Source organism: Pseudomonas reactans (assembly GCF_013385825.1).
GTDB classification, from domain to species: Bacteria; Pseudomonadota; Gammaproteobacteria; order Pseudomonadales; family Pseudomonadaceae; genus Aquipseudomonas; species Aquipseudomonas reactans.
Genome location: NZ_JACAPG010000021.1, coordinates 326073 through 350890 on the forward strand (window position 1 = coordinate 326073; position 24818 = coordinate 350890).

A 24818-nucleotide genomic window follows, 5' to 3' on the forward strand; every position below is an offset into this window, starting at 1 on the left:
ATCAGGTTAACCAGCGCAACTTAATTCACCCTTAATTAATTCAAACGGTTGCGCAGTTTGTTCAATCCGTCACGCGCGGGGAATTTCATGCTGGAGGCTCACTTCAAAGGAGACTCGGCATGAAACGGTTAGTGAGTTGGATCTACGCCCCTGCATTCCTGCTGGGGTTTCTCGGTTACGGGCTTTGGCAGCCGGACAGCTTGATTGTGCTGTTCGTGATTGCGCTCGTGGTGTCATTCCTTACAGAACAATGGTTGCCCTATGAACCAGAGTGGAATCGCAGCCTGGGCGATCGTCGGCGCGATACGTTGCACGCCCTGGTCAACGAAAGCCTGAACGCGGTGGGCGTGTTGATCCTGCCAGGGCTCACGGCACTGTTGGCATTCGAAGGCATTTGGCCGCGTGGCTGGCCGCTGTGGGAGCAACTGTTGATGGCCATCGTGCTGGCCGATGCGGGCATTACCTTGATGCATTACGCCAGCCATCGCCTTGCGCCTTTGTGGCGACTGCATGCGGTGCATCACAGCGTGCAGCGGCTGTATGGTTTCAATGGGTTGATGAAGCATCCGTTGCATCAGATGCTGGAAGCCACGGCGGGGTTGCTGCCGTTGATCCTGTTGGGCATTCCCCTGGAGGTGGCGCAGTTGCTGGCGTTGGCCATTGCCCTGCAATTGCTGTTGCAGCATTCCAATGTGAACATGCGCCTGGGGCCGTTGCGCTGGGTGTTTGCCTGGGCGCCGGTGCATCGGTTTCACCATATGAAATATGGCCGCGCCGGGGATGTGAATTTCGGTTTGTTCTTCAACCTGTGGGATTGGCTGCTGGGCACGGCGTATTACCGCGAACGCTATCGCATGGGGCCGGGGGATCTGGGGATTGGCAGTCGTCCGGACTTTCCGGTGGACTATGGGGCGCAGTTGCGTGATCCCTTCAGGCCGGTTCGCTTGAGCAAGGAACCGTCACTGCCGGACGATTTACGTTAGCAGTTGAACATCCAGCTGGCGCAATGAGGCGGCTGCGGTGACGCCAAACAGCTGCTTCATGGTCCGCGAAAAATGCGCCGAATCGGCAAACCCCGCACCGTGGGCGGCCTCGGTCAACGTGCCGCCGGCGAGCGCCAGTTGCAGGGCGACGCGTAGCCTTCGCCACACTACCAGGCGGCGCACGGGTAAGCCGAGTTGATGGGCGAACAGTCGCTCCAATTGGCTCAATGACAGGTGCGCGGCCTGGGCCAGGGCCTGGGCTGACACTTTGCCGTTGAGTTGTTGATCCAGTGCGGCGAGGGCGCGCTCCAGCCGCGGATCATCCAGGCTGCGCCGAGGGAGTCGACGCAATGCCTCCAGGGATAAGTCCTCGTGCAACAAAGGGGCGAGATCAAACACGGCCGGTTCGGCGTACAGCACTGAAACCTCACCTTGCGTTTCAAGAATGGCGTGGGTTTGTCGCGAAGGGATAAACAGGCGATGGGCCGTTGTGACGTGGCCATCAAGGCTGACCGTGATCGGTGAACCTTTGGAGACCATCAACTGATGGGCGTAGTGCGCATGGGGCGCGGTGCGCCCCAGCTCGCCGAGGATCAGGCCGTAGTCACGCCCCAACCACAGGCGGCCTGACCATTCGGCCTTCACTCAGTACTTATAGTCGTTCAGCAGGTCCTGCACGCTGGACGACGGCCAGCGCTTGTAGAACTTCAGCAGTTCGGCGGCGCGGTTGGTGAAGATGCCATCGACGCCGGCCTTCATCACTTTGTCGAAGTCCACCGGCTCGTCCACAGTGTAGACGTGCACCAGCAGGCCTTTGTCGTGGGTCAGCTTGTTCATCTCTGGCTTGACCAGATCCGAATAGCTTTGGTCGCCGTGGTTGGTCAGCTCAGCGGATGGGCCGGTGCCGATGGCGCCGAGGTTCTTGGCTTCGTCGACCCATTTTTCGAACTCGGCTGCGTCTTTCGGCTCTTGCTTGGCGTAGTAGGCGGCCTTGGTGGTTTCACCGGACTCCGCGAACGTCTGCTTGTTTTTCGGCTCGATGCTGCCTTCACCCACCCACAGCAGCAGGATTTTCGGGGTGTTCGGCATTTCTTTCTGCAGTTCTTTCAGGCTGGCCACTTCGAAGGTTTGCAGCACCACGCGACCCTTGCCCTGGCCGACGCCAGTGTTGCTCTTGCCCAGCTTGGAGCCGGCGGAGCTCAGCCAGCCTTTGTCGAGCAGCTTGTTCTTCAGGTCAGCTTCGATGCCCGGGAATTGCTTAGGCTCCTTGGTCTCGATGTACAGGCCGGGTTTGTGCTGCGGGTTGCCCTCGGCGATCTTGATGATGTCGTCCAGGCTCTGGATTTTCAGGCCGACGAAACCTGGGCGCGCACGGTCCGGGTAGGCAGCGTTGAACCAACTGCCGGCGTCGAGGGTTTGCAGTTCTTTCCAGGTGAACTCGTTGGCCGGGGCGTCCTTGCGATCCGGGAACTTGGTGGCCACGTCGGTGGTGCGCTGCAGGTTGTTGTCGTGCAGGGCGAACAACACGCCGTCCTTGCTGCGTTGCAGGTCCATTTCCAGGTAGTCGGCACCCAGGTCGCGGGCGATCTTGTAGGCGGCAGCAGTGGATTCCGGTGCGTCGTAGGACGCGCCACGGTGGGCGATCACGGCCGGATACGGAATGCCTTCGTTTGTCGCCAATTCAGCCGGGCTGATCGGGTCTTGCGCCTGTGCCTGGCCGAGGCCGAGCATCAGAGCGAGCAGCAGGGCACTCTTGGTAAACGTGACAGGCATATGCGAAGTCCTTTCGTGTAGGTAGCTTTGAGAAGGCCTCCTTTTTAACAATTGATTGCGAAAGGCGCTATCACCAAACCGACATTAACGTGCGCAGGCTTCAATTTTCTCGGTTTTTTTTCCAGGCATTGCAGTATTCTTGGCCGAAGCTGCCCCATCAGAGGGCGGCGCTTTCCGCCACGCGTGTAAACCATCTTTCCAGTCCCTGTGGGACTTTTCAGTGAGGTTTACCATGCGCATCACCTCCGAGCTTATCTGCCAGGCCGCCGACCAACTCCACGGTTTTGTTGGCCTCAATCGCAAGACCGGCCACTACATCGTACGTTTCAGCGAAGATTCCTTCGGCATGGACGTGGCCGATGACGGCATTATTCCCACCGCCGAGTTCGTCTGGCTGCCCGCCCCGGAGCAGACCATGACCCTGTCCCGCGAGCGCATCCAGTTGCTGCTGGACCAGAACATCGACGACCGTATCAACATCACCGAGCCGCTGCGGGTGTATATGCGCCGGGCGGAGATACCGCAGATCAGTGCGTTGCGCAGTCTGGTGAGCTAGGTCGCTTCAAAACTGTAAGCCCGTTCGACTTTGCACACCCGAGTCTGGAAGGCCGAGTACCAGGTGGCGCGCCCTTGTTCGCGCACCACCCGGTGCTCGGCCTGCTGCTTCCAGGCCAGGATGGCCGCTTCACTCTCCCAGTACGACACGGTGATGCCCAGGCCTTCTTCCCGTGCGGACTCCACGCCGATGAACCCCGGTTGTTCACGCGCCAGTTCCAGCATGCGACTGGCCGCCTGGCCGTAGCCTTGATCGCCTTCGGTGCGCAACGAGCTGAAGATCACCGCATAGTAGGGCGGCGAAGGTGTGCGGGCGATCATGCGGACACCGCCTGACAAGCTTTGAGCAGGGCCATCGCCAAGGGCGGGGTAATACCTTGCAGCGCGACGCGTTCGGGTTGGAAGAGGGTGGCGACGAAGAACGGGTGGTCGAGCAGTTCCACCGCGCGCAGGTCGCCGGCCGAATCATGGCCGCTGGGGATCAGGTCGCCTTCGAGCAAGGCATCGAGAAACTCGGGGTTCACGCCATAACGGCAGCGATAGCCTTCTTGCACATCCAGGCTGCCATAGGCCTCGGCGATCCGGGTGTAGGGCGCCAGGCGCACGGTGTCGGTGGCCTCCACCAGGGCACAGCTTAGCGGTGCGATCACGGCGCGCTTGGCCTGCGGCGTGAGTTCGCCATGCTCGGCATCCTTCCAGCCCAGGACATTGCGCGCGTATTCCAGCACGGCATGCTGAAAACCGCCGCACGTGCCGAGGAACGGTCGGCGTTGCTCGCGGGCAAACCGGATCGCCCGCATTGCGCCGTCAGTGTCGCGGTAAGGGCTGGCGGGGACGCACCAAAAACCGTCGAAGTCATGCAGTGACTCAGGCAGGGTATCGGTGTCGAGCCACTGCACGTGAACGCTCAGTCCCAAGGTCTGGGCCGCCTGTTGTAGCGCCACGGGGATGGCCTGGTGGGCGATGACATCGGGGTTGTAATCGCCGATCAGGGCGAGGTGTAAAGGCGTGGTTTTCATCGTGTACATCCCGTGGCTTGTGGTGTCCTGGGGCGCACTATAGATTGGCGTCTATGCAATCAATATGGGCGTTTAGACACATGCTCAATGCAACAACGCACTATTCAATCGACTACCCGGATCTGTCGCTGATCCTTGCCCTGGTCCGCGGCGGTACGCTCGGGCGGGCGGCAGCGTTGTTGCGGGTGGATGTGTCCACGGTGTTTCGCGCAGTGCGGCGCCTGGAGGCCGCGCTGGGCCAGACACTGTTCGAAAAAAGCCGCGCCGGCTACCTGCCCACCAGCCTGGCGAGCAACTTGGCGCAGCAGGCGGAACGCGCCGAGCAAGCGCTGGAGGCCGCACGCATTGGTGTGGAGCAAGGTGGTGAGGTGATCAGCGGCACGGTGCGCCTGACCTGTACCGATTCTGTGCTGCAAGGCTTGCTGTTGCCGGCCCTGGCGCAGTTCATGCCGCAGTACCCCGCGCTGACCCTGGAACTGAGCACGTCGAACGATTTTGCCAACCTCAGCCGTCGCGACGCCGATATCGCCCTGCGCCTGACCCGCACGCCGCCGGAGCATCTGGTGGGCCGGCGTCTGGGCAATGTGGCGTATCAGGTGTGTGCCAGCCCGGGGTTCGCCCAACAGCACGAAGGCCGCGAGCTGGCTGACCTGCCTTGGATCGCCCCGGATGATTTCCTGGCGGACCATCCCACGGTCGTCTGGCGCCGCGAGCACTTGCCCGGCGTGCGTCCCAGCTATCGCTGCAACAGCATGTTGTCGGTCACCGAGTTGGTGCGAGCGGGGCTGGGGGTAGCGGCGCTGCCGGACTTTCTAGTGGGGCACGGCCTACAACCGCTGGGCTGCGCACTGGCAGGGCACGACACGGCATTGTGGTTGCTCACGCGTCCGGACTGCCGGGCGCTGCGCTCGGTGGTGACGTTGTTTGATGAGCTGGGGCGACACCTGCGGTTGCCTTAGGTTTTTCGCACAAAATGCTCGTGCATTTCGCTGGTCAGGCTTTCGATATGTTCGGTCAGTTGCTTGGTCATTTCCGTTAGTCGGGTGTTCTGCTCCAGCAGCTCCAGCAACTGTTTGGTGGTCTGCGCGGCCTGGGCCTGGCGCTCTGTATTGGCAATGGCCAGGGCTTCGCGGTGCTGGGCGTCGGCGTCCGATTGCGCCTTGTCGCGCGCGGCCTGACGCGTCTGGGCCAGCAGGATCAGCGGCGCGGCATAGGCCGATTGCAGGCTGAAAGCCAGGTTGAGCAAGATGAACGGGTACACATCGAAGTGCGTGATCCCGGTCATGTTCAGCACCACCCACAACACCACGATGGCGGTTTGCGCGCCGAGGAAGGTGGGCGTGCCGAAGAAACGGGCGAACGCTTCGGCCTTTAGGGCAAACGTGTCATTACCGAATGTAGGCGCCAAGTGGGCGTGGGGACGATGAAAGCGCAGGTGGTCGACGGCGGCGGTTTCGGTCTTTTCTGGGGTCATGGCGGGCTCGGATTGTTTGCTTGAAGACAAGCAAGCACTATAGACCGAGCCCCCAGCGCTCCGTATGAAGATCGGGTCAGTTGCCACCGCGCTCATTGGCGAATGCACTCACCGCTTGCACGGCCTCGCTGGTGCCTTCGCGGATCTGCACGATGACGGTACCGGCTTGGTTAGCCAGCTCCACACCCAGGGCAGCGCGGTCGCGGGTGCCGTCCATGCTGTGGATGGCCTGGCGGGTTTCGTCCTGGATCATCGCGATCATGCTGGAAATTTCCGCCGTGGAGCCGCTGGTGCGCGCTGCCAGTTGCCGCACTTCATCGGCTACCACGGCAAACCCACGACCTTGCTCGCCGGCACGCGCCGCCTCGATGGCGGCGTTGAGCGCCAGCAGGTTGGTCTGGTCGGCGATGCCGCGAATGGTGTTGACGATGGCAGTGATCTGTTGCGAGCGCTCGCCCAGCTTGGCGATCAGCTGCGAGGACCCGTCGATATCCGCAGCAATATCGCGCATGCCGCTGGCCGTTTGCTGAATCACTTCGGCGCCTTTTTCGGCGATGTCCCGGGTGTTCAGGGAGATGTGATACGCCTGGGCCGCACTGGCGGCGTCGGCGGTATGTTGCTGCACCATGGCGGTCACGTCCGAGGCGAACTTCACCACTTTGCACAGGCGCCCGCTGGCGTCGTACACCGGGTTGTAGTTCGCTTCGAGCCACACGGCCTGGCCGATCTTATCCACCCGTTCGAACTGGCCGCTGAACATTTCGCCCTGGTTCAAGCGCTTCCAGAAGTCGCTGTAGGTCGAACTGTTGGCCAGCTCTGGGGTGCAGAACATGCGGTGATGCTGGCCCTGGATCTGCGCCAGGGTGTAACCCATGCGCTGCAGGAAGTTGGCGTTGGCCGTGATGATGGTACCGTCGAGGTTGAACTCAATGACCGCCATGGCACGGCCGATGGCTTCCAGCTTGGCATTGGCTTCGCTTTCGGCCTGTAGGCGCGGCGTGACGTCCATGGCGTACTTCACCACTTTGATGACGTGGCCCGCATCATCGCGTACTGGGTTGTAGCTGGCCTCCAGCCATACCGACTGGCCATCGCCCGCCACCCGTTCAAAGGTGCCGGATTGGAACTGGCCATTGCGCAGGTTCGACCACAACTGGCTGTACTCGGCGCTGCGGGCGAACGCCGGGGTGCAGAACATGCGGTGGGACTGGCCCTCGATCTGTTCGGCGCGGTAGCCCATGGTCTGGAGGAAATTGGCATTGGCCCGCAGCACCGTGCCGGACAGGTCGAATTCGATCACCGCCATGGAGCGCTCGATGGCCTCCAGCAGGCTGGCCTGTTGGGCGACGGTGTGTTGCAGGGCATTGATGGTTTTTTTATGGGCTTTAAATAGCATGTTCGGGGGCTCGGGCAAGCAAGCTTCTGGGTTTCCTTGGGTATGCGCCTGCCCCCGTAAGGCATTCGCTATACGGTTGACTTGCTCATTGTCAGCTTCCTTGTGCCGACAGCGGGGGTGGAACAACGGGTTCAGAGTGATCAGCCTGGCAAGAAGTTCGCCTCAGGGGCAGGACCTTTTTTGGGTAGCCGACAAGTGGTGGCATTATGCTTTCTCCTGGCGTGCAGGCACGAGGATTCAGACGAGGAGTCGTAGGACAACCTCAGGCGGAATGAGCGATCACTGCTTCGCTGATGTTGACCCGGTTACGCCCGGTGTCCTTGGCGGCATACAGCGCGCGATCCGCCGCATTCAGCCACATGGCGGCGTCGGTAAAGAAGGGCTGGAAATCAGCCAGGCCGATGCTCAGGCTCACGCGCAATTCTGGGATTTGCGGGTTGCGGTAATTGCTGAAGGTCTCGCGCATGCGTTCCATCACCTGTGCCGCCTCTTCCAGCGGAACTTGCGGAAGAATCACACAGAATTCATCGCCACCGTAACGCCCGGCCAGGTCGTTTTCACGCAAGTTGCGTCGCAACTCCAGGCTCAGTTGACGCAGGACCGCGTCGCCAACGATGTGGCCGTGGGTGTCATTGATCTGCTTGAAGTGATCGATATCGATCAACGCGATGGTGGCATGGCTTTGCTGCTGTTGGCACTTATGAAATTTAAGATGCAGCAAGTCTTTCCATGAGCCGTGGTTCAGCAGTCCGGTGAGGCTGTCGGTTCGGCTGAGTGCGCTGAGTGCGCGTTTGTGTTCCGACAACTTAATCGCCAACTGATAGCAAACCGTGCCGATGGCCATGGGGTAGAGCGTCAGCATCGGCAGGCAGGTGTATACCTGGGTGAGGCTGACGTTGGGGTTGAATCTGATACCGAAAAGCGCACAGGCGACCCCGATACCGGCCGCTTGCGCCAGCAGGCCACGCAGGAACAGCCGCTTGCCGCCCGCCGCCACGTTGTTCATGGTCATCATGGAAAGGATGGTAACGGTTGTCAGTGGTGTGAACTGCGTGGCGGCGGCCCAGAACCCGCCGAACAATGAGTCGTACAGCAGGTTGCGTTGCTCGGCCTGGTAGGGGAATTGCGAGCGCGCTGAGAGTTGGTAGGCCACATGTGCCCAGGCGAAACCGTTGAACAACAGGAATGCCCAGACCCACCCCGGCATTGCGAGCGGATAAAGAGCGCCTGTGACACTGATGCAGCCGATGCCCAAGCCGATAATCCTTGGCTTGTAGATACGTCTGGCAAATGAAAGCCCTTTGCCTCGTCTGTTTTCCATAAATTCCTGGAGCCGTTTTTTTTGCAGGTGCGGCAAGGTGCGTCAGCGGGTTGAACCGTTGATCGGATAAGAATTGTGAATATTGTCAGTTATTCGCGTGGGAATAATCAGTGTCCTTCCAAGCCATTTGCTCAGGACAGCGTGCGAATACGTCAAAAACGACCTGGAATGTCGTTCACACAACAGGTTTTTACAGCTGCCGGGGCGACGTGACTTCGTAGCCGGCCAGGAACAGGTCGATAGCCGACTCGATAACACTGGCCTGACTGGCGGCGTCCAGGACTGGTTGGCCCAGGGTAATCTGCGGCCAGAATGCAAACGCCTTGAGCAGGCTCTGGATCTGGTGGGCGGCAAATGCCGGGTCGCTGCAATTGAGCCGGCCATCGTCCTGGGCGGCGCGTACCCATTGGGTAAAACCTTCTTCGCGCTTGCTCAGGCGGGTAACCATGTCTTGCGCGCGCTCCGGCGAATGGATGGTGGCGGCGATGGCGACCCGGGCCAGGTCGAGGAAATTGGCATCCGCCATCATCTTCATCTTCGCTTCCAGCAAGCCGCGCAATTGTTCGCGCAGCGGGCGGTCGCTGGCGTAGTTGACGTCGAGCTGCGCAACGCTGCTGGCCCAGAGTTGATGGAGAATTTCGGCGAACAACTCTTCTTTGCTGGGGAAGTGGTTGTACACCGTGCGCTTGGAAACGCCGGCGGTGGCGGCGATCTTATCCATGCTGGTCACCTCGAAACCGTTTTCGCGAAATTCAGCGATGGCCGCGGCCACGATGGCTTCGCGTTTACGGTCGGTGAGGCGTTGTGGGGCAGTCATGGAGGGGGCTCGGCTCGTCAAGGAAAGTTACACTCTGTAGTTTACTTGCTGTGTATTTTGTTGCAATCTTGAAACTACACTGTGCAGTGTAATTTAAGAGCGGTCTGTAGGAGTCACCTGTAAATGGCCACGATTTCGTCCCGCGTTGATTCTTCGCCGGCAGCGCCCAAGCAAGACCAGGAGCACTTCAGCAATGAGGCGCCCGTGCAGCAGGGTGGCTTCGGCAAAACCTTGCGTATTTTCTGGAACATGCTGTTCAACAAGCCGCGCAGCACGCGGCCGGTGGGGCAGATTCCGGTACAGCCGCTGACCCGTGAGCAGTTGCTGGCGGCGCCGGATCACAGCGTGTTTCGCCTCGGGCATTCCACCGTCTTACTGAAAATGCGCGGTAAATTCTGGGTGACCGATCCGGTGTTCGCCGAGCGTGCGTCGCCGTTCAGTTGGGCCGGCCCCAAGCGTTTCCATCAGCCGCCGATCAGTCTTGAAGAGCTGCCGCCGCTAGAGGCAGTGATTCTTTCCCACAACCACTACGACCATCTTGACCGCAATGCTGTCGTCCAATTGGCTGAGAAGACCCGCTACTTTCTCGCGCCGCTGGGCGTCGGGGATATCCTGGTGAAATGGGGCGTGGAGGCCAGCAAAGTGCGGCAGCTGAATTGGTGGCAGGGCACCGAGGTGGATGGCATTCGATTTGTCGCCACGCCTGCGCAGCATTTTTCCGGGCGGGGCCTGTTCGATGCCAACCAGACCTTGTGGTGTTCCTGGGTGATGATTGATGGCGCACGGCGGATTTTTTTCAGTGGTGATACCGGCTACTTCGATGGCTTTAAACGCATCGGCGAACAGTACGGCCCGTTTGATCTGACGCTTATGGAAACAGGTGCTTACAACGTCGATTGGCCCCACGTGCACATGCAACCTGAGCAAACCCTTCAAGCGCATATCGACCTCAAAGGCCGTTGGTTGCTGCCGATTCATAACGGCACCTTCGACCTGGCGTTCCATGCCTGGCACGAACCGTTCGACCGCATCATGGCCCTGGCCTGGGAGCGCAACGTGTTTATCACCACACCGCAGATGGGACAGGCGTTCAGCTTGAACCAGCCCGAGCGAGGGTATGCGTGGTGGCTGGACGTTGAAACCCAAGTTGCACAGGAACACCTCGCCGGCTGACAAACGAAGCGTCGGAAAAAGGAGTTTTCAAGCTGTTTCAGGCCTGCGACAGGTGCCAGCCAAGGATGCGATGATCCCCGGAACGTCTTTTGTCGGGGCCAGGTTCTATGGAGAAGATAGGTGGGAAATGTTGGCAAGCGGGTGTGGCTTTTCCGGCGCGGCAGTCTGCGTCTGAGCTGGCAGAATCGTCGTGTCTGGTCACTGCACCTACTGGGCTTGCCAGCCCGCGAAGTATCGCTTTTGGTGTCGATCCCCATGTCTATGGGAAGCTGGGGGCAAGCATCCCGATCCCGGGGTATGACGCTCCGAGTCTTCCCCTGAAACCCCTGCGCGACCCATCGCTTTCATTGATTGCCTTGAGTGGTATCGATCCCTCAGGGCCGGTGATGGTGGAAGTCCCCTTGGTGGAAAACAACACGACCTTCACGGCTGCTCAGGCGCTAGGCGGCAGGCGCGTGGGGTTTGCCGAGCGGTTTGTGGATGATGATGAGCATGAGCAGGTCGAGCACACACCCTCCTTCCTGAGAGCGCTGGACATCCTTCGCCGATCCGGCGCCGAACTGGTACCGGTGCATGCACTCCGGTCCAGCCACACTCTGCCTGGTCGCAATGAAATCGATGACCTTGTGCATGAATACCGACTGGATGCCCTGGTATCCGACAGCCGCAGCACTGCATTCCACGCAGCTTGCTTGAATGGCTACCCAAGGCTTGGCGAGCCGCTCGGGGAGGATGCGACGCTGTGGTTCTACAGTTCAGAATGGGCGAAGAATTGGCTGGCACCCCTGGTCCAGCGGTATCGAAGCGTTCGTCGAATAATGGAGGTGCAGGAGGGGCCACCTGCTACGTTGAACTATCCCACACCCTGACGGGCCCGCGTCGCGCAGCCTGGAGGGAGAGGAGTTTTTAGACTGACCTACGGATCAACGTTGGTCCTTCTTCATTTCTTACTCCTCAAGAGGTCTTATGTTAGGAATCGCATCGGTGGGAATCGCATATGGCGCGGGCTCCCTGGTCCGGCAAGTCGTACAGGCCTTCGCTGGAGACTACTCACCCGTTGCTTCAAAACCTGTGGCTGTCGGTACTGAGTACCTCAGTGTCAACGAGCTCAGCAGGCAAATGGCCCTCCCGGGCGGGCTTACTTCGGCCGATCTGGTCACTCACCTGCAGGAGCGGATTCGCAGGCTGGATCCGCAACTCAACGCTGTCATCGAGCTCAACCCCAAGGCATATGAAACCGCACGTGAGTTGGATCGTGAGCGGGCCAGCGGCAACGTGCGCGGGCCGCTGCATGGCATTCCTATCTTGCTCAAGGACACGATCGAAACCGAGGGTATGCAAACCAGTGCGGGTGCGTTTGGGCTCGTCGGTGAAGCTGCTGGCAAGAACGCCCCGTTGGTTGACTACCTGATCAAGCAGGGCGCAGTGATCCTCGGTAAAACCAATATGACCGAAATGGCGGGGTTTCGTGGGGTGGCCGATGGCTGGAGCAGTCGTGGCGGGCAAACCCGTAACCCTCATCACGTGGATGCGGACGTTGGAGGTTCCAGCTCCGGTTCCGCTGCAGCGGTTGCTGCTGGCTTGGCGCCTTTGGCGGTGGGGGCAGAAACCAGTGGTTCGATCATTGTGCCGGCAGCACGCAACGGTATTGTCGGGTTCAAGCCTACTGTCGGGCTGCTAGATCGTAACGGGATTATTCCGGCGAGTCATCACCAGGACACACCGGGTCCGATGACGCGTTCGGTGTTTGACGCTGCGCTGATGCTCAACGCCATGTCAGGCAGTGATCCTAAGGACCCGGCAAGTGTGGGAGCGCCCCGAGGTATCGATTACACGCAGTTGCTGGTGCCAGGGGCCTTGAAAGGCAAGCGTATTGGCTATCCTGCCACCTTCTCCAAAGATGGCGAAACCCTGCCAGTGGAGAACAGCACGCAGTTCAATCGGACACTGGAAGTGCTTCGCGAGCAAGGCGCGGTGTTGGTGCCGGTCAACCTGCGCCTGGCCGATGCCTCACGCTACGACGAACTGTTGCTCTCGGATGTGAAGGACGAGCTGAACACCTACCTGGGCAAGCGCTCGGGGTTGCCGGCCAAGTCGCTGACTGAACTGATCCGGTTCAACGATTTACGTGACGGCAGTGAGACGGATCATCAACCGGTGCTCAAGGAAATCAGCGCCTCAACGCTGACGCCAGAGGAGCGCAAGCCACTGTGGGATGCGCTCATCCAGGATTTCAAAAGTACGATTGATGACCCGATCAAGGCAGAAAACCTAGACGCAATGGTGTCGGATTTCGACACCAACAGCTACTTCGGTGTCGCGGCGGCCGGCTATCCGGGAATCGCCGTACCGTCTGGTGTCGATGAGGATGGCCTACCCACCAGTGCCTACTTTTTTGGTACCCAATGGGCCGAACCCACCTTGCTGGCAGTGGCCCATGGGTATGAGCAGGCCGCTCAGGTAGCGGTCAAACCGGCACTTTGACGCCATAACGTGCCGCTGGGGAGCGATGTGACAGGTTGGGCCCCAGCGCCAGGCGTGCTGTTTCGTAGGTGTCCCAGTCCAGGCGGTCGGGCAATGAGGGGATTGTCACCTTTTCACCCTGGGCAAGGCCTGCCAGCGCGGCATCCACCAGATTTTCCGTGGTCATGACGATGGTGTCGGGGAGGTTGTTCACGGGCAGCCCCGCGACATCCCAGAACTCGGTGGCGGTGGCGCCGGGCAGCACCACTTGAACATTGACACCCTTATCGCTCAGTTCATGGTCGAGGGATTCGCTGAACGCCTGTACAAAGGCCTTGGTGCCGGCGTACACACCATTCAACAACTTAGGCGCGATCGCGACGATCGACCCGATGTTGATCAGGGTGCCACGGCCTTCGGCGACAAAATTGGTCGCGGCGGCTTTTGCCAGGCGAGTGAGCGCAAGGACATTGAGCAGGATCATGGCGTCCATCTTGCCCGCGTCCGAGGCCAGCAGTGATGCCGTCGCACCGACGCCGGCGTTGTTCACCAGCAGGCTGATGCGGCTGTCTTCAAGCAGAATCTGTTCAATGCGCGCCAGGTCGGCAGGCAGGTTGAGGTCGGCCGCCTCTGTCTGGATGTCCCGTTGGGTCTCGGCTTTCAGTCGGGCCGCGAGTTGGTCCAGTCGCTGCTGGTTGCGTGCCACCAGAATCAGGTCGTAACCCTGGCGAGCCAGGCGGTCGGCATACACGGCACCGATCCCGGACGAAGCGCCAGTGATCAGGGCATAACCTTTGGATTGAGTCATTGCAGTTGCTCCAGAAGGGCCGGGGAAGGGCGGCCTTGTTGGATTCAAGATTATGGGTGTAATGTATTGGCTGCAATGTCATATATCCCTCTTTTCGGGACATGAGGTTTCACCATGGTATCTATTGGTATTCTGCTGTTTCCCGGGTTCCAGATGCTCAGCCTGGGCACCAGCACCGTGTTCGAATTCGCCAACTTTGAGTTGGGCCAACCGTTCTATCGTGTGGACCTTTTGTCGGAACACGGTGGGCCGATCAAAAGCTCCATGGGCTTTGCCATCGACACTGTGCCCTTCGGCCAACAGCACTACGACACAGTGCTGGTGGTGGGAGACAACGAATTGCTGAAAGCCACGCCTGGCATGCTGACCTACTTGCAGCAAGCCATGCTCACTTCGCGTCGCGTGACATCCGCCTGCACCGGTTCTTTCTATCTGGCCGCCGCCGGGTTGCTGGAGGGCCGCAAAGCGACGACCCATTGGTACCACGCCCACACGTTTCGTCAGGCCTATCCAAACGTACGGCTGGAGGAAGACCGTATCTTCACCGTCGATGGTCCGCTCTGGACCTCAGCCGGCCTGACCGCCGCCCTCGACCTGGCCCTGGCTTTGGTCGAACATGACCTGGGGGTTGAGGTTACACGCGCAGTGGCGCGTAAATTGGTGGTCTACCACCGACGCGCAGGTGGCCAGTCACAATTTTCCGCCTTGCTGGAAATCGACCCCAAATCCGATCGAGTGCAAACCGCCCTGGTCTACGCCCGAGAACACTTGCAGGACGATCTCTCAGTGGATCAGTTGGCTGAAGTCGCCCATTTGAGCCCGCGCCAATTCAGCCGATTGTTCCGCACAGAAACCGGCCAGTCACCCGCCAAGGCTATCGAGCGGTTGCGCATCGAGGCAGCCCGCCTGTTGCTTGAGTCTGGCGATCATTCCATCGATATCATCGCTCGGGAGACCGGCTTCGGTGACCCGGAGCGTATGCGCCGCGCCTTCCTGCGTGCCTTTGGCCAACCGCCGCAGATGATGCGTCGGGCGTTGCAACTGCAGGCGTGAGGCTCTATGCACCACTAGGTTCAAGTGGTGCCGACGTTGGCCCTATCAGACGAGAGAGGATGCCTTGCGCTACAGGCTCCGGTTCTTCGGAGTCAAACCGGCGCACACTCATCCCCCACCCCGGCGCAAACCCTGGGAAGAACACCAGCCCTTCAGCCTCCAACCGAAACGCCAAGGCCAGGCGGGTTTCATCACCCACGTCATGTTGGTTTTCAAACTGTTGAACCGCCTCAACCGCCACACCGGCCTGGCGCGCCAGGTCTTCCCGGCTCCAGCCCAACATCGCGCGGGCCTGCACGCTGTGCTTGGCGGTGAATTGATGCAGGACGATCTGCTGTTCTACGAAAGAGCTCATTGCCAGAGAGGACATGGGGTTTCTCCAGGTTCGACGGGGGAGGACAAACTATACTGTGTTTTTGTACAGTTGTTTTGACCGCTCATCAACTGGATTTTTGTTGACCCACTATTCTACCCCTGGCGCCTCCCGAATGATCAGGTGGTCCAGGTTCTCGATGTTCGCGCTGAATACCCCAAACGTCTGCTCGGGATTCCTTTTGCTCGGCACCTGTTGCAGCTCCGGCGTCACCCCGTAGAAGAAGCAGTACAGTGCACGCTCACTGTCCACCGCCGCCTTGATCTGCTCTAAAAACGCTTTGCGCTTGCGGTAGTTTTCAATGAGCTTTTTGCTCAGATAGACGTTGACCGAGTAGGGCTTCTTGTCGAGCCACACTTTCTTTTCGAAGTCGATGCGAAAGCTGCTGGTGTAGTCTTTGATTTCTTTGATCTTGCCCCAGTAGATCAGGCCTTTGTTGTCCTGCAGGTACTCGATCTTCTTGAAAAACGTCCAGTAGGTCGCGGTGTGGTCACCGACCTTCAGCGGCATGGACTTGAGCTTGTCCTTGTCGTCGAGGTTGGACACGAAACATTCCACAGGGTGGGCGAACACGCTGGTTTTGTCTGGGGTGCTGTCATTGGTGCTGTCATTGGTGCTGTGGGAGACGGAGCTTGGATTTGAAGGCGCCTTCACTGGATCGTGTGAGATGTTTCCCTCTGCCCCGGCAAGCCGATTTTTGCGTTCGTACTGACGACGAGTGAGGACAAACTCCGATGGGAAGTTGTCTTCACGCTCGTCGTCATTTTCACCTGTCGCGGTTTTATGGCTACTGGCGTAGCGGCAACCCGCTATATGCCGGGTGCCGGTCTTGTTCTTGAAATGCGGCGTGCGCAGGTAATTGACGTTTTTGGCGTTGAACGTGCTCAGTGCGTTGCTGGTATCAAACGCCGCACGGCATTCATCATTGGGGCAGAGGAAGCAGTCCTGGTCGGAATCGAAATCAGCGGTTTCGTCGAAATTCAGGTCTCGTACGTCATAGATCGACAGCTTGTCATCGAGACTCAGGCTGTAGGCCGTGTCGAATTTCATGGGGCTCGGGTCCGTGAGAGGTTTCGCTATTAATAGCGGGATCCTGCGTAAATATCAGCAAGAACCTGCAACCCGTCGCCCGCTCAAGAAGCACAGCGTACCGCCCACCGCCGTCAACCCGGCCAGTGCATAAAACATCGTGGTCGGCGGTGAGTTGATCAACAGATAGCCACAAATCACCGGGCTCAACGCGCCGCCGAAGGCCGCCAGGTTCTGTGCGCCGTAGTAACTGCCTCGCAGCGACTCGGGAGCGAGGGTGTCGATAAACAGGAATTCGGACGGGAAGATAATCATCTCGCCCAACGTAAACACGAACATCGCCACACACCATGACAGCAGGCTGTCGGCCTGACTGAAGCCGAGCAGGCCGCCGATGAACAGCGCAGTGCCCAGCAGGATCCAGTAACGTAGTTGTTCACGCTTGAGGAAGCGGCCGATCTGGTATTGCAGCAACATCACGGTAATGGCGTTACAGGCCAGCACCGCGGAAAGAATCTTCAGCGCATCATCCGGGTTGTGAATCACCAACAGAAATTGCGACAGGTACAAGGTGTAGCGGCCATGCACGATGGTGCTCAACAGGCTGCCGCCGGTGAACAGCACCAGGCTGCGGTCGTTGCGCAGGGTTTTCAGGGTGGTGAGAAAACTCAAGGGTTTGCTGCTTTCATCACGCAGGGTGGGCGGGATGCCGATCATCAGGAACACGCTGATAAACGCAATGGCGCTGGACAGCATAAATGGCAACAGCGGCATCTGCCCGGCAATCACCACGCCGACCATAGGGCCCGTGGCGTAGCCGATATTCGTGAGGGTGTAGCGCAGTGAAAACACCTTGGCGCGCTGCTCCACCGGCAGGTTTTCGCTGATGATCGCCTTGGAGCCGATCAGGAACAGCGCCGATGCCGACTCGGTAATCACCAGCGTCAACGTGGTGAGGTAGAGGTTGGTGGCAAAGGTCAGTAACAGAAAACCGATGGAGCTTGAGAGCATCGCCAGGATAAGCAGCTTGCGCTTTTCCATGCGGTCGATGACGTAGCCGCCGTAGAGGCCCATCAAGGTGGCGGTAAACACCGCGATGCCCATCAGCAAGCCGATGTCCTGCTGATCGAGGCCCAGGCGTCGGCTCAGCAGCAAAGTCATCAAGGGACTGGTCATTGCCCGACTGATGACAATGGTCAGCGAGCAAATCATCAGGCGGCGGATTACCAGAGAGTAGGTGGCCACGGCGGGGCGAGTGTCCTTATTATTTTTTCAACACAACACACATCACGGATAAGGCGGGCTTCTGTGGCGAGGGAGCTTGCTCCCGTTTGACTGCGCAGCAGTCACCGGCTTTCAGGGGCGCTTCGCACCCCAACGCGAGCAAGCTCGCTCGCCACAAAAAGCGCTTCCCAATTACTGGCCGGAGTTGATGGAGATTTTTTCTACGGCGCCTTGCTCCAGGTCCCACTTTTTCAGGATCTTGCCGTACGTCCCATCATCGATCATGCCCTGCAACGCCTCACTGATCGCCGTGACCAGTTCAGTGTTGCTCTTCTCAATCCCAAGCCCCGTGAATTGCTTGGAAATCGCCAGGCCCACCGGCTTGTACTTGCCCTTGTCCAGCGACATCAAGTAGGGAATGGTCTCGCTGCCCTGCATCGCCGCATCCAAGCGGTTCTGCTGCAACTGCGCCCGCGCATCCGCCGAGCCTTCAGTGCCGATCACCACGATCGCCGGCTTACCCGCCGCTTCGCAGTTTTCCTTGCTCCATGCGGCAATTTCCGACGGCCAGGTGGTACGGCGACTGGTGCCGACTTTTTTACCGCACAGGTCAGTCAATTCCTTGAGGTCTTCACGCTTGGCCATAGTGTACAACTGCGGGCCGCTGGTGAAGTAGTCGATGAAGGTCACGGATTTCTGGCGCTCGGCGGTGTCGGTCATGCCCGACAGCACAATGTCCACGCGCTTGGTGGTCAGGCCGCTGAGCATCTGCTCGAAGCCGGTTTCCTGCCACTTGATCTTCACGCCCAGGCGCTCGGCCAGGGCGTTGCCCAGGTCGAAGTCCAGGCCGGTGATCTTGTTGGTGGCCGGGTCCTTGAAGTCCATCGGCGGATAGTTCGGCACGATGGCCGCGCTGATCTCACCCTTGTCCTTGATTGCCGCCGGCAATGCCGCGAAAACTGCAGTGGAGGCCATCAAGCCTGCGAGCAACGTTGGGATAAACAATTTTTTCATGGGGGCGTTCTCGTTTGTTTTTTAGTTAAGTGCGAACGGCAGAAATAAAGCTTTGGGTACGCGGGTTTTGTGGGCTTATTAGAATTTCTTCGGGGCTGCCGGCTTCCACAATCTGGCCGGCATCCATAAACACCATGCGGTTGGACACTTCACGGGCGAAGCCCAGTTCATGGGTGACCACGATCATGGTCATGCCGGTGGTGGCCAAATCGCGCATCACCGACAGCACTTCGCCTACCAGCTCCGGGTCGAGGGCTGACGTGGGTTCGTCAAACAGCATCAATTTGGGTCGCATCGCCAGCGCACGGGCAATCGCCACACGCTGTTGCTGTCCCCCGGATAACTCCACCGGATAGGCATTGCGCTTGTCCGCCAGGCCGACACGGGCCAGCAGCTCCAGCGCGTCTTCGATGGCTTCCTTGGGCGAGCGCTTGAGCACCTGGCACGGGCCTTCGATGATGTTCTGCAACACGGTCATATGCGGGAACAAATTGAAGCGTTGAAACACCATGCCGGTGGCCAAGCGCTGGCGGGCGATCTGCGATTCGTTCATCTCATGCAGCTTGTTGCCGACGACGCGGTAACCCACCAGTTCGCCGTCGACCCACAGGCCGCCCTTGTCGATTTTTTCCAGCTGGTTGACGCAGCGCAGCAGGGTGCTTTTACCGGAACCCGACGGGCCGATGATGCACATCACTTCGCCTTGCTCGACCTCGATATTGATGTCACGCAGCGCGTGATACTGGTCGTAATACTTGTTCAGGTTGACGGCCTTGACGATGCTTCTCATGGGGCAAATCTCCTCAACACAGACTTACGAACGCTTGCCGGCGCCGCGGGCAAAACGACGCTCGAGGCGGCTTTGACCAAATGAAAGAACAGTCACCACCGCCAGGTACCAGATGCCGGCTACGATCAGCAGCTCCATGACCCGCGCGTTGGCGTAGTAGATGTTTTGGGCGTTGTGCAGCAGCTCCGAGTACTGGATTACGCTGGCCAGGCTGGTCATTTTCACCATGCTGATGAACTCGTTGCCTACAGGCGGAATGATCACGCGCATCGCCTGGGGAAGAATGATCCTACGCAACGCCTGAAGGCTCGGCATGCCGATGGACTTGGCGGCTTCGTACTGGCCGGTATCCACCGACAGCAAACCGGCGCGCACCACTTCGGCCGTGTAGGCGCCCTGATTGATGCTCAAGCCGAGCAGGGCAGCCACGAACGGCGTCATCAGGTCGACGGTGTCGATGCTGAACAGGCCGGGAATCGCGATCACCGGGAAGATCAACGCCAGGTTGAACCACAACAGCAGTTGCAGGATCAGCGGCGTGCCCCGGAACAGCCAGGTGTAGGTGATGGCCACATAGCGCAGGATCGGGTTGGCCGACATGCGCATGATCGCCGTAATCACGCCGATCACCACGCCCAGCGCCATCGCCAGGATCGACATGACGATAGTATTCACCAGGCCCCAGAGGATGGCTTCAGATGTGAGGAACTGCCCGATGTAGGACCATTCGATCTGGCCGTTGGCAAACGCACGCAACAGCGCGGCCAGCACGATCACGATCAGCGTGGCAAAAAACATCCGCCCGTAATAGCGACGCGGCACGTGCTCGTACTGCGTGATATCGAATTGGTTCTCGGACAACTTGCGCTCGGCTTCCAAGCGCTCTGCCGGGGTTTGGTTCATGGTGAATCTCCGAAACTACGATCAATCTAAAGACATGCGCCCCCCCTGTAGGAGCCCGGCTTGCCGGCGATGGCGTCCTTGAGGCCACCATCGCCGGCAAGCCGGGCTCCTACAGGGATAGGGTCAAATTCGGAAGCCGGTGTAGCTGTCAGCCCATTGCTGCTGAGCCGCCAGGGCCGTTTTCAACCGATCAATCTGCTCTTTGACCCGTTCTGGCGCCGTCCCACCCCACCCACTGCGCGCCGCAATCGCCGCTTCTAGGGTCAAGCAGTCGCGCACTTCTGGTGTGAGTCGTGCATCCACCTCCGCCAACATCGCCGGCGAGGCTTCCCACAGCTCAATCTCATGCTTCTCACAGGCCTGCACCAACGCGCCGGTAATCTCGTGAGCCTCTTTAAACGGCACACCACGGGTGGCCAACCAGTCCGCCACCTCAGTCGCCAAGGTAAAACCCATCGGCGCCTGACGCCGCAGCTCTTGTACCTGCACCTTCATGGTCGCAACCATTCCCGCCATCGCCGGTAACACCAGCAACAAGGTATCCACACTGTCCAACACGCTGTGCTTGTCTTCACTCAAATCACGGTTGTACGACAGCGGCAACGACTTGAGCGTCGACATCAACCCCGTCAGGTTGCCAATCAACCGCCCAGCCTTGCCCCGCGCCAATTCGGCAATGTCCGGGTTCTTCTTCTGCGGCATGATCGAGCTGCCCGTAGCGTAGGCATCGTCCAGCACCACCCAGCGAAATTGCCGCGAAGACCACAGGCAAAACTCTTCGGACAAGCGCGAAATATTCACCCCGAGCATGCCCGCCACAAACAGGAACTCCGCCACATGGTCACGGCTGGCGACGGCGTCGATGGAGTTTTCGCACGGCCCGGTGTAGCCCATTTCCTTGGCGGAATGTTCTGGCTGACGGGCAATCGCAGAACCTGCCATTGCGGCTGCGCCTAAAGGCGACAAAGCCGTGCGTGCATCCCAATCCACCAAACGCTGTACATCCCGCAACATCGATTGGGCATGGGCCAGCAAGTGGTGGGCGAACACAATCGGCTGCGCCTGCTGCAAGTGGGTGAAGCCGGGGCAAATGCTCTCGATATGCTGCTCGGCCTGATCAACCAGCGCCTGCTGCAAACCCATCACTTCAGTGGTGATGGTGCGGGCATGGTCCCGTAGGAAAAGGCGCAGGTCATTGGCGGTCTGATCGTTACGCGAACGCCCGGCGCGCAATTTTCCGCCCAGGGCGCCAAGGCGCTCGGTCAATACACGCTCGATGAAGGTGTGTACGTCCTCGTCATCCTGGGTCGGATGCAGGTTACTGGCGGCGAAATCCGCACCGATCTCGTCCAGAGCCGCCAGGGTGCGCAGGGTTTCCGACTCATCCAGCAGGCCCGCGCGCTGCAACTCACGGGCATGGGCACGGGAGCCGGCCAGGTCGTAGGGCGTCAGACGGAAATAGCGCTCAGGGCAACGGGACAACGCGGCCAATGCAGCAGACGGACCGCTCTTGAATCGAGCGCCCCAAAGGCGGTCGGTGGGTTGGGACATGGGTATTCCTCACGCTTGTTTTTAGAAGAGTCGGAGGCAGTAAAAATAAGTTTTCAACTAGACTGAACCAGCGTCTGACGCGCCGTATTCAAGGTTGCCAAGGGCGGATGTTTATGTTCATTATCGCCGCCTGGCTATGTTCAAGGATTGGGTTGAAGCCTGTTGAATATGGCACTTGAGGTCAACGCGTATTATGGAAACTCCACTTTCCACTTCTGGAAACCTGCCGCCAAAACCCGGCACAAGACCGCCCCTGCAGTTGAGCGGGCTGGACTTCAAATTGCTGCGCGTGTTCATGGCGGTGGTCGAAGCGGGCGGCTTCAGTGCCGCGCAAAACGAGCTGAACGTGGGCTTGGCGGCGATCAGCAAACAGATCTCCGACCTTGAAATTCGCATCGGCATGCGCCTGTGTACGCGGGGCCGGGAAGGGTTCGGGCTGACCGAAGAAGGCAAGTTGGTGTATCAGGCGTCCATCGAGTTATTTACCTCGGTGGACAGTTTTCGCGACAAGCTTAGTTCTGCGCAAAACGAGCTTATTGGTGACCTTAGTGTTGGGGTTATTGATAACACTGTGTCCGACGTTAATTCCCCGCTCATTGCCGCGTTGGGGAAATTACACAGCGAATCACCCAAGATTAGATTGCGCTTACATGCCTCACAATTGGACGAAGTTGAACGCGGCGTGGTGGAAGGGCGCTTGATCGTCGGCATCGTGCCGGTGTACCAGCGCCGTGAAGAATTCGACTATTTCCCGCTGTATGAAGAAAAGGCCCACGCCTACTGCGCAGTAGGACATCCACTGTTCAACGCGAGTGAAATCACACCGGAAGTGCTGCGCCAATACGAAGTGGTCAACCATCGCTATGCGATCCACCGCGACAAGGCCAACTTCGTCAACTACGACAGCCAGTCCGCCTCGGCTTCACAGGTGGAAGCCGTTGCGATCCTGATCCTTACTGGCCGTTTCCTCGGCTTCTTGCCGGAACACTACGCCATGCCTTTGGTGAGAGAAGGGCGCCTGCGCGCACTGTGCCCGGAGCAAGTTCACCTGAGCACCGCCTTCAACCTCATCCTGCGCCACAACGCCCCGCGCAGCCCGATGGTAAAAGCCTTCGCCACAGCCTTGGGCGTAGACCTCAAAGCCACGGCATAGACCTTCTGCCAAACACGGATCTGGGCTCGGCGAAGATCAAATGTGGGAGCTGTCGAGCCCTAGCTAGGCTACGAAGGGATCGACCCGGGTTCCCTGCCGAATCTGCCATCAGCATTGATACATTTTCCGCCTAGGCAACAAACAAACTGACTTGTATTGTCTTCAGCCAGCCAAAAGGTGGGATGCTCATGACTCAAACAAAAAACAGCCCCTCAGCAAGAAGCGCCTGGGACAGCTATTTTCTCCATGGCGAATCAGTGTCTGACGACTTTATGTCCGAGGATGACCGATTGGAGGTTCTGGAGTTGAATCAGATAGTTCAGGAACGGCTCGACGCCAGCGAAACGCCCATTCATGTGCCCCTCGACGATCTGATCAACGAGGCTGAGACAGAAACCGTCCGAAAGAATTGAGTTAGGTATCGACGCACAGCGCGTATAAAAAAGCCCAACCCTCCAGATTGGGCTTAATGAAAACGAGATTTCGGGGCAACGTAATTCAATCTCTCAACCCCTAGCACCCCATGCTAGTGCGCGACTACCGCAGCTGCTTGCGTTTCTTCTTCGCATGAAAATGCCGAAAATGCGCATCCTGCGCCGCCGCCAACAACTCCCGATCCCCACGCGTATCGCCCCAGGCCCGCAGCCGATACTCGCCCAAATCCCCATACACCGCCTCAAGCCGCAGCACCTTGTTCTCACAGCGGCAGTTGTTCCCGGTGAGCTTGCCGGTCAACACCCCGTCGACCACCTCAAGCTCCGTCCCGATCAACTTGATCCCCAGCCGATTCGCAAATGGCTGCAACACCAACGCCGGCGACGCCGAACACAGCGTGACCTCCGCCCCGGAGCCCAACTCCTGCTCCACCGACAACACCCCCGTCGGCCGCATCAGCCGCGCCCAGGTCTTCTGGCAATACTCCTCGGCCTTTTGCTGCACCCACGCCTTCTCCACCCCGGTCATAAAGGTGCGGATCAACTGCGCCTTCAACTCATCCCGGCTGATCTGCCGCACCAAAAAGCGCAGCCCCGGCACCGCCAGCTTGACCATCCGGCCATAGAACTCACCGGGGCCAAAGGCAAACTTGAGGAAGGGCACGAAACTGTCGTGGTGGGTCAGGGTGCCGTCGAAGTCAAAGACGGAAAGTACTTTGGCGTCAGCGGGGCCGGCTTCGAGCATGTCTGGGTTCACGGGTTGGCCTCGGTCCTATCTGGTATTTTTTTGAGTGTGCATCAGGTGTGACAGCGGGAGTTTACTCCGGTGCCAATCTTCCGATCCTGGCGTAAAGCGCTTCGGTGAAAGCATTCCGGTCACTCGACCGGTGACAGCGCTGATGGCAATTGGGGCACAAGGCTACAGCATTGGTGATGCGATCCGAACCCTTCTGGGCGAGGTGGTCAGTTTGATGTGCTTCAAGAAGTAGCCATTCACCGGGCATAAAAAAGCCCTGAACGTGTCAGGGCTTTATGGGGTTACTTGGCTCAGGAATCAATCCCAGCTCAGCGCGCCGCCAGTCTGGTACTCGATCACACGGGTTTCAAAGAAGTTCTTCTCTTTCTTCAAATCCATAATCTCACTCATCCAAGGGAACGGATTCGTCGTCCCCGGATACTCTTCCTTCAACCCAATCTGCGACAGACGACGGTTAGCAATGAACTTGAGGTAGTCCTCCATCATCGCCGCATTCATCCCCAACACCCCACGCGGCATGGTATCCCGCGCATATTCGATCTCCAGCTGAGTCCCTTGCAGGATCATCTGGGTCGCTTCTTCCTTCATCTCGGCATCCCACAAATGCGGGTTTTCGATTTTGATCTGGTTGATCACGTCGATACCGAAGTTCAGGTGCATCGACTCATCGCGCAGGATGTACTGGAACTGCTCGGCGACGCCGGTCATTTTGTTGCGGCGGCCCATGGACAAAATCTGGGTGAAGCCGCAGTAGA

At 59.1% G+C, this 24818-nt stretch carries 27 protein-coding genes and 2 pseudogenes; 9 read left to right on the forward strand and 20 right to left on the reverse strand.

All coding sequences use genetic code 11. The features are described from left to right. The first annotated feature begins 119 nt into the window (after window positions 1-119). The gene (locus HX868_RS26160; RefSeq protein ID WP_177004835.1) at window positions 120-983 is read left to right on the forward strand and encodes a sterol desaturase family protein; all 864 of its coding nucleotides are present in this window, start codon (window positions 120-122) and stop codon (window positions 981-983) included. On the opposite strand, the gene HX868_RS26165 is transcribed toward HX868_RS26160, so the two are convergent. Both HX868_RS26165 and HX868_RS26170 read right to left on the reverse strand, forming a co-directional pair. Then, entirely contained in the window at window positions 975-1628 is a 654-nt protein-coding gene (locus HX868_RS26165) for a helix-turn-helix domain-containing protein (protein ID WP_177004836.1), read from the reverse strand. The genes HX868_RS26160 and HX868_RS26165 overlap by 9 nt on opposite strands. Then, window positions 1629-2756, reverse strand: a complete 1128-nt coding sequence (locus HX868_RS26170; protein WP_177004837.1) for a glycerophosphodiester phosphodiesterase family protein — start codon at window positions 2754-2756, stop codon at window positions 1629-1631. Window positions 2757-2988: 232 nt separating this feature from the next. Between HX868_RS26170 and HX868_RS26175 the strand changes: the two genes are divergently transcribed. Then, window positions 2989-3312, forward strand: coding sequence for a DUF2025 family protein (locus HX868_RS26175; protein WP_095017347.1), 324 nt, complete (start codon window positions 2989-2991; stop codon window positions 3310-3312). On the opposite strand, the gene HX868_RS26180 is transcribed toward HX868_RS26175, so the two are convergent. Then, complete coding sequence (locus HX868_RS26180) at window positions 3309-3632, reverse strand: antibiotic biosynthesis monooxygenase family protein (RefSeq protein ID WP_177004838.1); 324 nt, start codon at window positions 3630-3632, stop codon at window positions 3309-3311. The two genes, HX868_RS26175 and HX868_RS26180, sit on opposite strands and share 4 nt — an antisense overlap. Beyond that, window positions 3629-4330 (reverse strand): CTP synthase C-terminal region-related (seleno)protein, encoded by a 702-nt coding sequence (locus HX868_RS26185; RefSeq protein WP_177004839.1) that lies wholly within the window; start codon window positions 4328-4330, stop codon window positions 3629-3631. Before HX868_RS26185 ends, HX868_RS26180 begins: the two co-directional genes overlap by 4 nt. 80 nt (window positions 4331-4410) lie before the next feature. Here HX868_RS26185 and HX868_RS26190 point away from each other — a divergent pair, with 80 nt between their 5' ends. After that, entirely contained in the window at window positions 4411-5289 is an 879-nt protein-coding gene (locus HX868_RS26190) for a LysR family transcriptional regulator (RefSeq protein WP_177004840.1), read from the forward strand. Here the strand turns inward: HX868_RS26190 and HX868_RS26195 are convergent. From HX868_RS26195 to HX868_RS26210, 5 genes and pseudogenes are all read right to left on the reverse strand, one after another. Then, window positions 5286-5804 carry a DUF1003 domain-containing protein gene (locus HX868_RS26195; protein WP_177004841.1) on the reverse strand — a complete coding sequence of 173 codons (519 nt, stop codon included), beginning with the start codon at window positions 5802-5804 and terminating at the stop codon, window positions 5286-5288. The two genes, HX868_RS26190 and HX868_RS26195, sit on opposite strands and share 4 nt — an antisense overlap. Window positions 5805-5880: 76 nt before the next feature. Beyond that, a complete protein-coding gene (locus HX868_RS31360; RefSeq protein WP_425504245.1) occupies window positions 5881-6432 on the reverse strand; it encodes a methyl-accepting chemotaxis protein in 552 nt (183 codons plus the stop codon). Then, window positions 6433-7200, reverse strand: a pseudogene (locus HX868_RS31365) (PAS domain-containing protein); the annotation flags it as partial. It abuts the gene before it with no gap. Between the two features lie 262 nt (window positions 7201-7462). After that, window positions 7463-8521 (reverse strand): diguanylate cyclase, encoded by a 1059-nt coding sequence (locus HX868_RS26205; protein WP_177004843.1) that lies wholly within the window; start codon window positions 8519-8521, stop codon window positions 7463-7465. Window positions 8522-8711: 190 nt separating this feature from the next. Further along, window positions 8712-9338 (reverse strand): TetR/AcrR family transcriptional regulator, encoded by a 627-nt coding sequence (locus tag HX868_RS26210; protein ID WP_177004844.1) that lies wholly within the window; start codon window positions 9336-9338, stop codon window positions 8712-8714. A 123-nt stretch (window positions 9339-9461) separates the two neighbouring features. Here HX868_RS26210 and HX868_RS26215 point away from each other — a divergent pair, with 123 nt between their 5' ends. The 3 genes from HX868_RS26215 (at window position 9462) to HX868_RS26225 (ending at window position 12995) form a co-directional block, all read left to right on the forward strand. Then, window positions 9462-10511 carry an MBL fold metallo-hydrolase gene (locus HX868_RS26215; RefSeq protein WP_177004845.1) on the forward strand — a complete coding sequence of 350 codons (1050 nt, stop codon included), beginning with the start codon at window positions 9462-9464 and terminating at the stop codon, window positions 10509-10511. A 107-nt stretch (window positions 10512-10618) separates the two neighbouring features. Further along, window positions 10619-11380, forward strand: coding sequence for a hypothetical protein (locus HX868_RS30945; RefSeq protein ID WP_246355590.1), 762 nt, complete (start codon window positions 10619-10621; stop codon window positions 11378-11380). Window positions 11381-11630: 250 nt separating this feature from the next. After that, a complete protein-coding gene (locus HX868_RS26225) occupies window positions 11631-12995 on the forward strand; it encodes an amidase family protein (protein WP_177004846.1) in 1365 nt (454 codons plus the stop codon). Here the strand turns inward: HX868_RS26225 and HX868_RS26230 are convergent. Then, the gene (locus HX868_RS26230; protein ID WP_177004847.1) at window positions 12979-13782 is read right to left on the reverse strand and encodes an SDR family NAD(P)-dependent oxidoreductase; all 804 of its coding nucleotides are present in this window, start codon (window positions 13780-13782) and stop codon (window positions 12979-12981) included. The genes HX868_RS26225 and HX868_RS26230 overlap by 17 nt on opposite strands. 114 nt (window positions 13783-13896) lie before the next feature. Here HX868_RS26230 and HX868_RS26235 point away from each other — a divergent pair, with 114 nt between their 5' ends. Next, a complete protein-coding gene (locus HX868_RS26235) occupies window positions 13897-14835 on the forward strand; it encodes a GlxA family transcriptional regulator (protein ID WP_016979825.1) in 939 nt (312 codons plus the stop codon). 4 nt (window positions 14836-14839) lie between these two features. On the opposite strand, the gene HX868_RS26240 is transcribed toward HX868_RS26235, so the two are convergent. The 7 genes from HX868_RS26240 to argH form a co-directional block, all read right to left on the reverse strand. Continuing rightward, window positions 14840-15205, reverse strand: a complete 366-nt coding sequence (locus HX868_RS26240) for a helix-turn-helix domain-containing protein (RefSeq protein WP_177004848.1) — start codon at window positions 15203-15205, stop codon at window positions 14840-14842. A gap of 93 nt (window positions 15206-15298) precedes the next feature. Further along, the gene (locus tag HX868_RS26245; RefSeq protein ID WP_177004849.1) at window positions 15299-16258 is read right to left on the reverse strand and encodes a hypothetical protein; all 960 of its coding nucleotides are present in this window, start codon (window positions 16256-16258) and stop codon (window positions 15299-15301) included. A gap of 54 nt (window positions 16259-16312) precedes the next feature. Next, entirely contained in the window at window positions 16313-17482 is a 1170-nt protein-coding gene (locus tag HX868_RS26250) for an MFS transporter (protein ID WP_016979821.1), read from the reverse strand. 171 nt (window positions 17483-17653) lie between these two features. Further along, the gene (locus tag HX868_RS26255) at window positions 17654-18475 is read right to left on the reverse strand and encodes an ABC transporter substrate-binding protein (protein ID WP_177004850.1); all 822 of its coding nucleotides are present in this window, start codon (window positions 18473-18475) and stop codon (window positions 17654-17656) included. A gap of 25 nt (window positions 18476-18500) precedes the next feature. Continuing rightward, the gene (locus HX868_RS26260; RefSeq protein WP_010208290.1) at window positions 18501-19265 is read right to left on the reverse strand and encodes an amino acid ABC transporter ATP-binding protein; all 765 of its coding nucleotides are present in this window, start codon (window positions 19263-19265) and stop codon (window positions 18501-18503) included. 24 nt (window positions 19266-19289) lie between these two features. Further along, window positions 19290-20168, reverse strand: coding sequence for an amino acid ABC transporter permease (locus HX868_RS26265; protein ID WP_016979819.1), 879 nt, complete (start codon window positions 20166-20168; stop codon window positions 19290-19292). Window positions 20169-20291: 123 nt separating this feature from the next. Continuing rightward, window positions 20292-21719 (reverse strand): argininosuccinate lyase, encoded by a 1428-nt coding sequence (argH, locus tag HX868_RS26270; protein WP_177004851.1) that lies wholly within the window; start codon window positions 21717-21719, stop codon window positions 20292-20294. Between the two features lie 193 nt (window positions 21720-21912). On the opposite strand from argH, the gene HX868_RS26275 reads away from it, so the two are divergent. Together HX868_RS26275 and HX868_RS26280 are read left to right on the forward strand one after the other, a co-directional pair. Then, a complete protein-coding gene (locus HX868_RS26275) occupies window positions 21913-22872 on the forward strand; it encodes a LysR family transcriptional regulator (RefSeq protein WP_177004852.1) in 960 nt (319 codons plus the stop codon). A gap of 188 nt (window positions 22873-23060) precedes the next feature. Then, window positions 23061-23285, forward strand: coding sequence for an AbrB/MazE/SpoVT family DNA-binding domain-containing protein (locus tag HX868_RS26280; protein WP_177004853.1), 225 nt, complete (start codon window positions 23061-23063; stop codon window positions 23283-23285). A gap of 124 nt (window positions 23286-23409) precedes the next feature. On the opposite strand, the gene HX868_RS26285 is transcribed toward HX868_RS26280, so the two are convergent. The 3 genes and pseudogenes from HX868_RS26285 to HX868_RS26295 form a co-directional block, all read right to left on the reverse strand. Beyond that, window positions 23410-24051, reverse strand: coding sequence for an HAD-IB family hydrolase (locus HX868_RS26285; protein WP_038846731.1), 642 nt, complete (start codon window positions 24049-24051; stop codon window positions 23410-23412). Window positions 24052-24124: 73 nt separating this feature from the next. After that, a pseudogene (locus HX868_RS26290) lies at window positions 24125-24289 on the reverse strand (HNH endonuclease); the annotation flags it as partial. A 71-nt stretch (window positions 24290-24360) separates the two neighbouring features. Beyond that, window positions 24361-24818 (reverse strand): ribonucleotide-diphosphate reductase subunit beta (locus HX868_RS26295; RefSeq protein WP_177004854.1); only part of this gene is annotated, 458 nt, incomplete at its 5' end.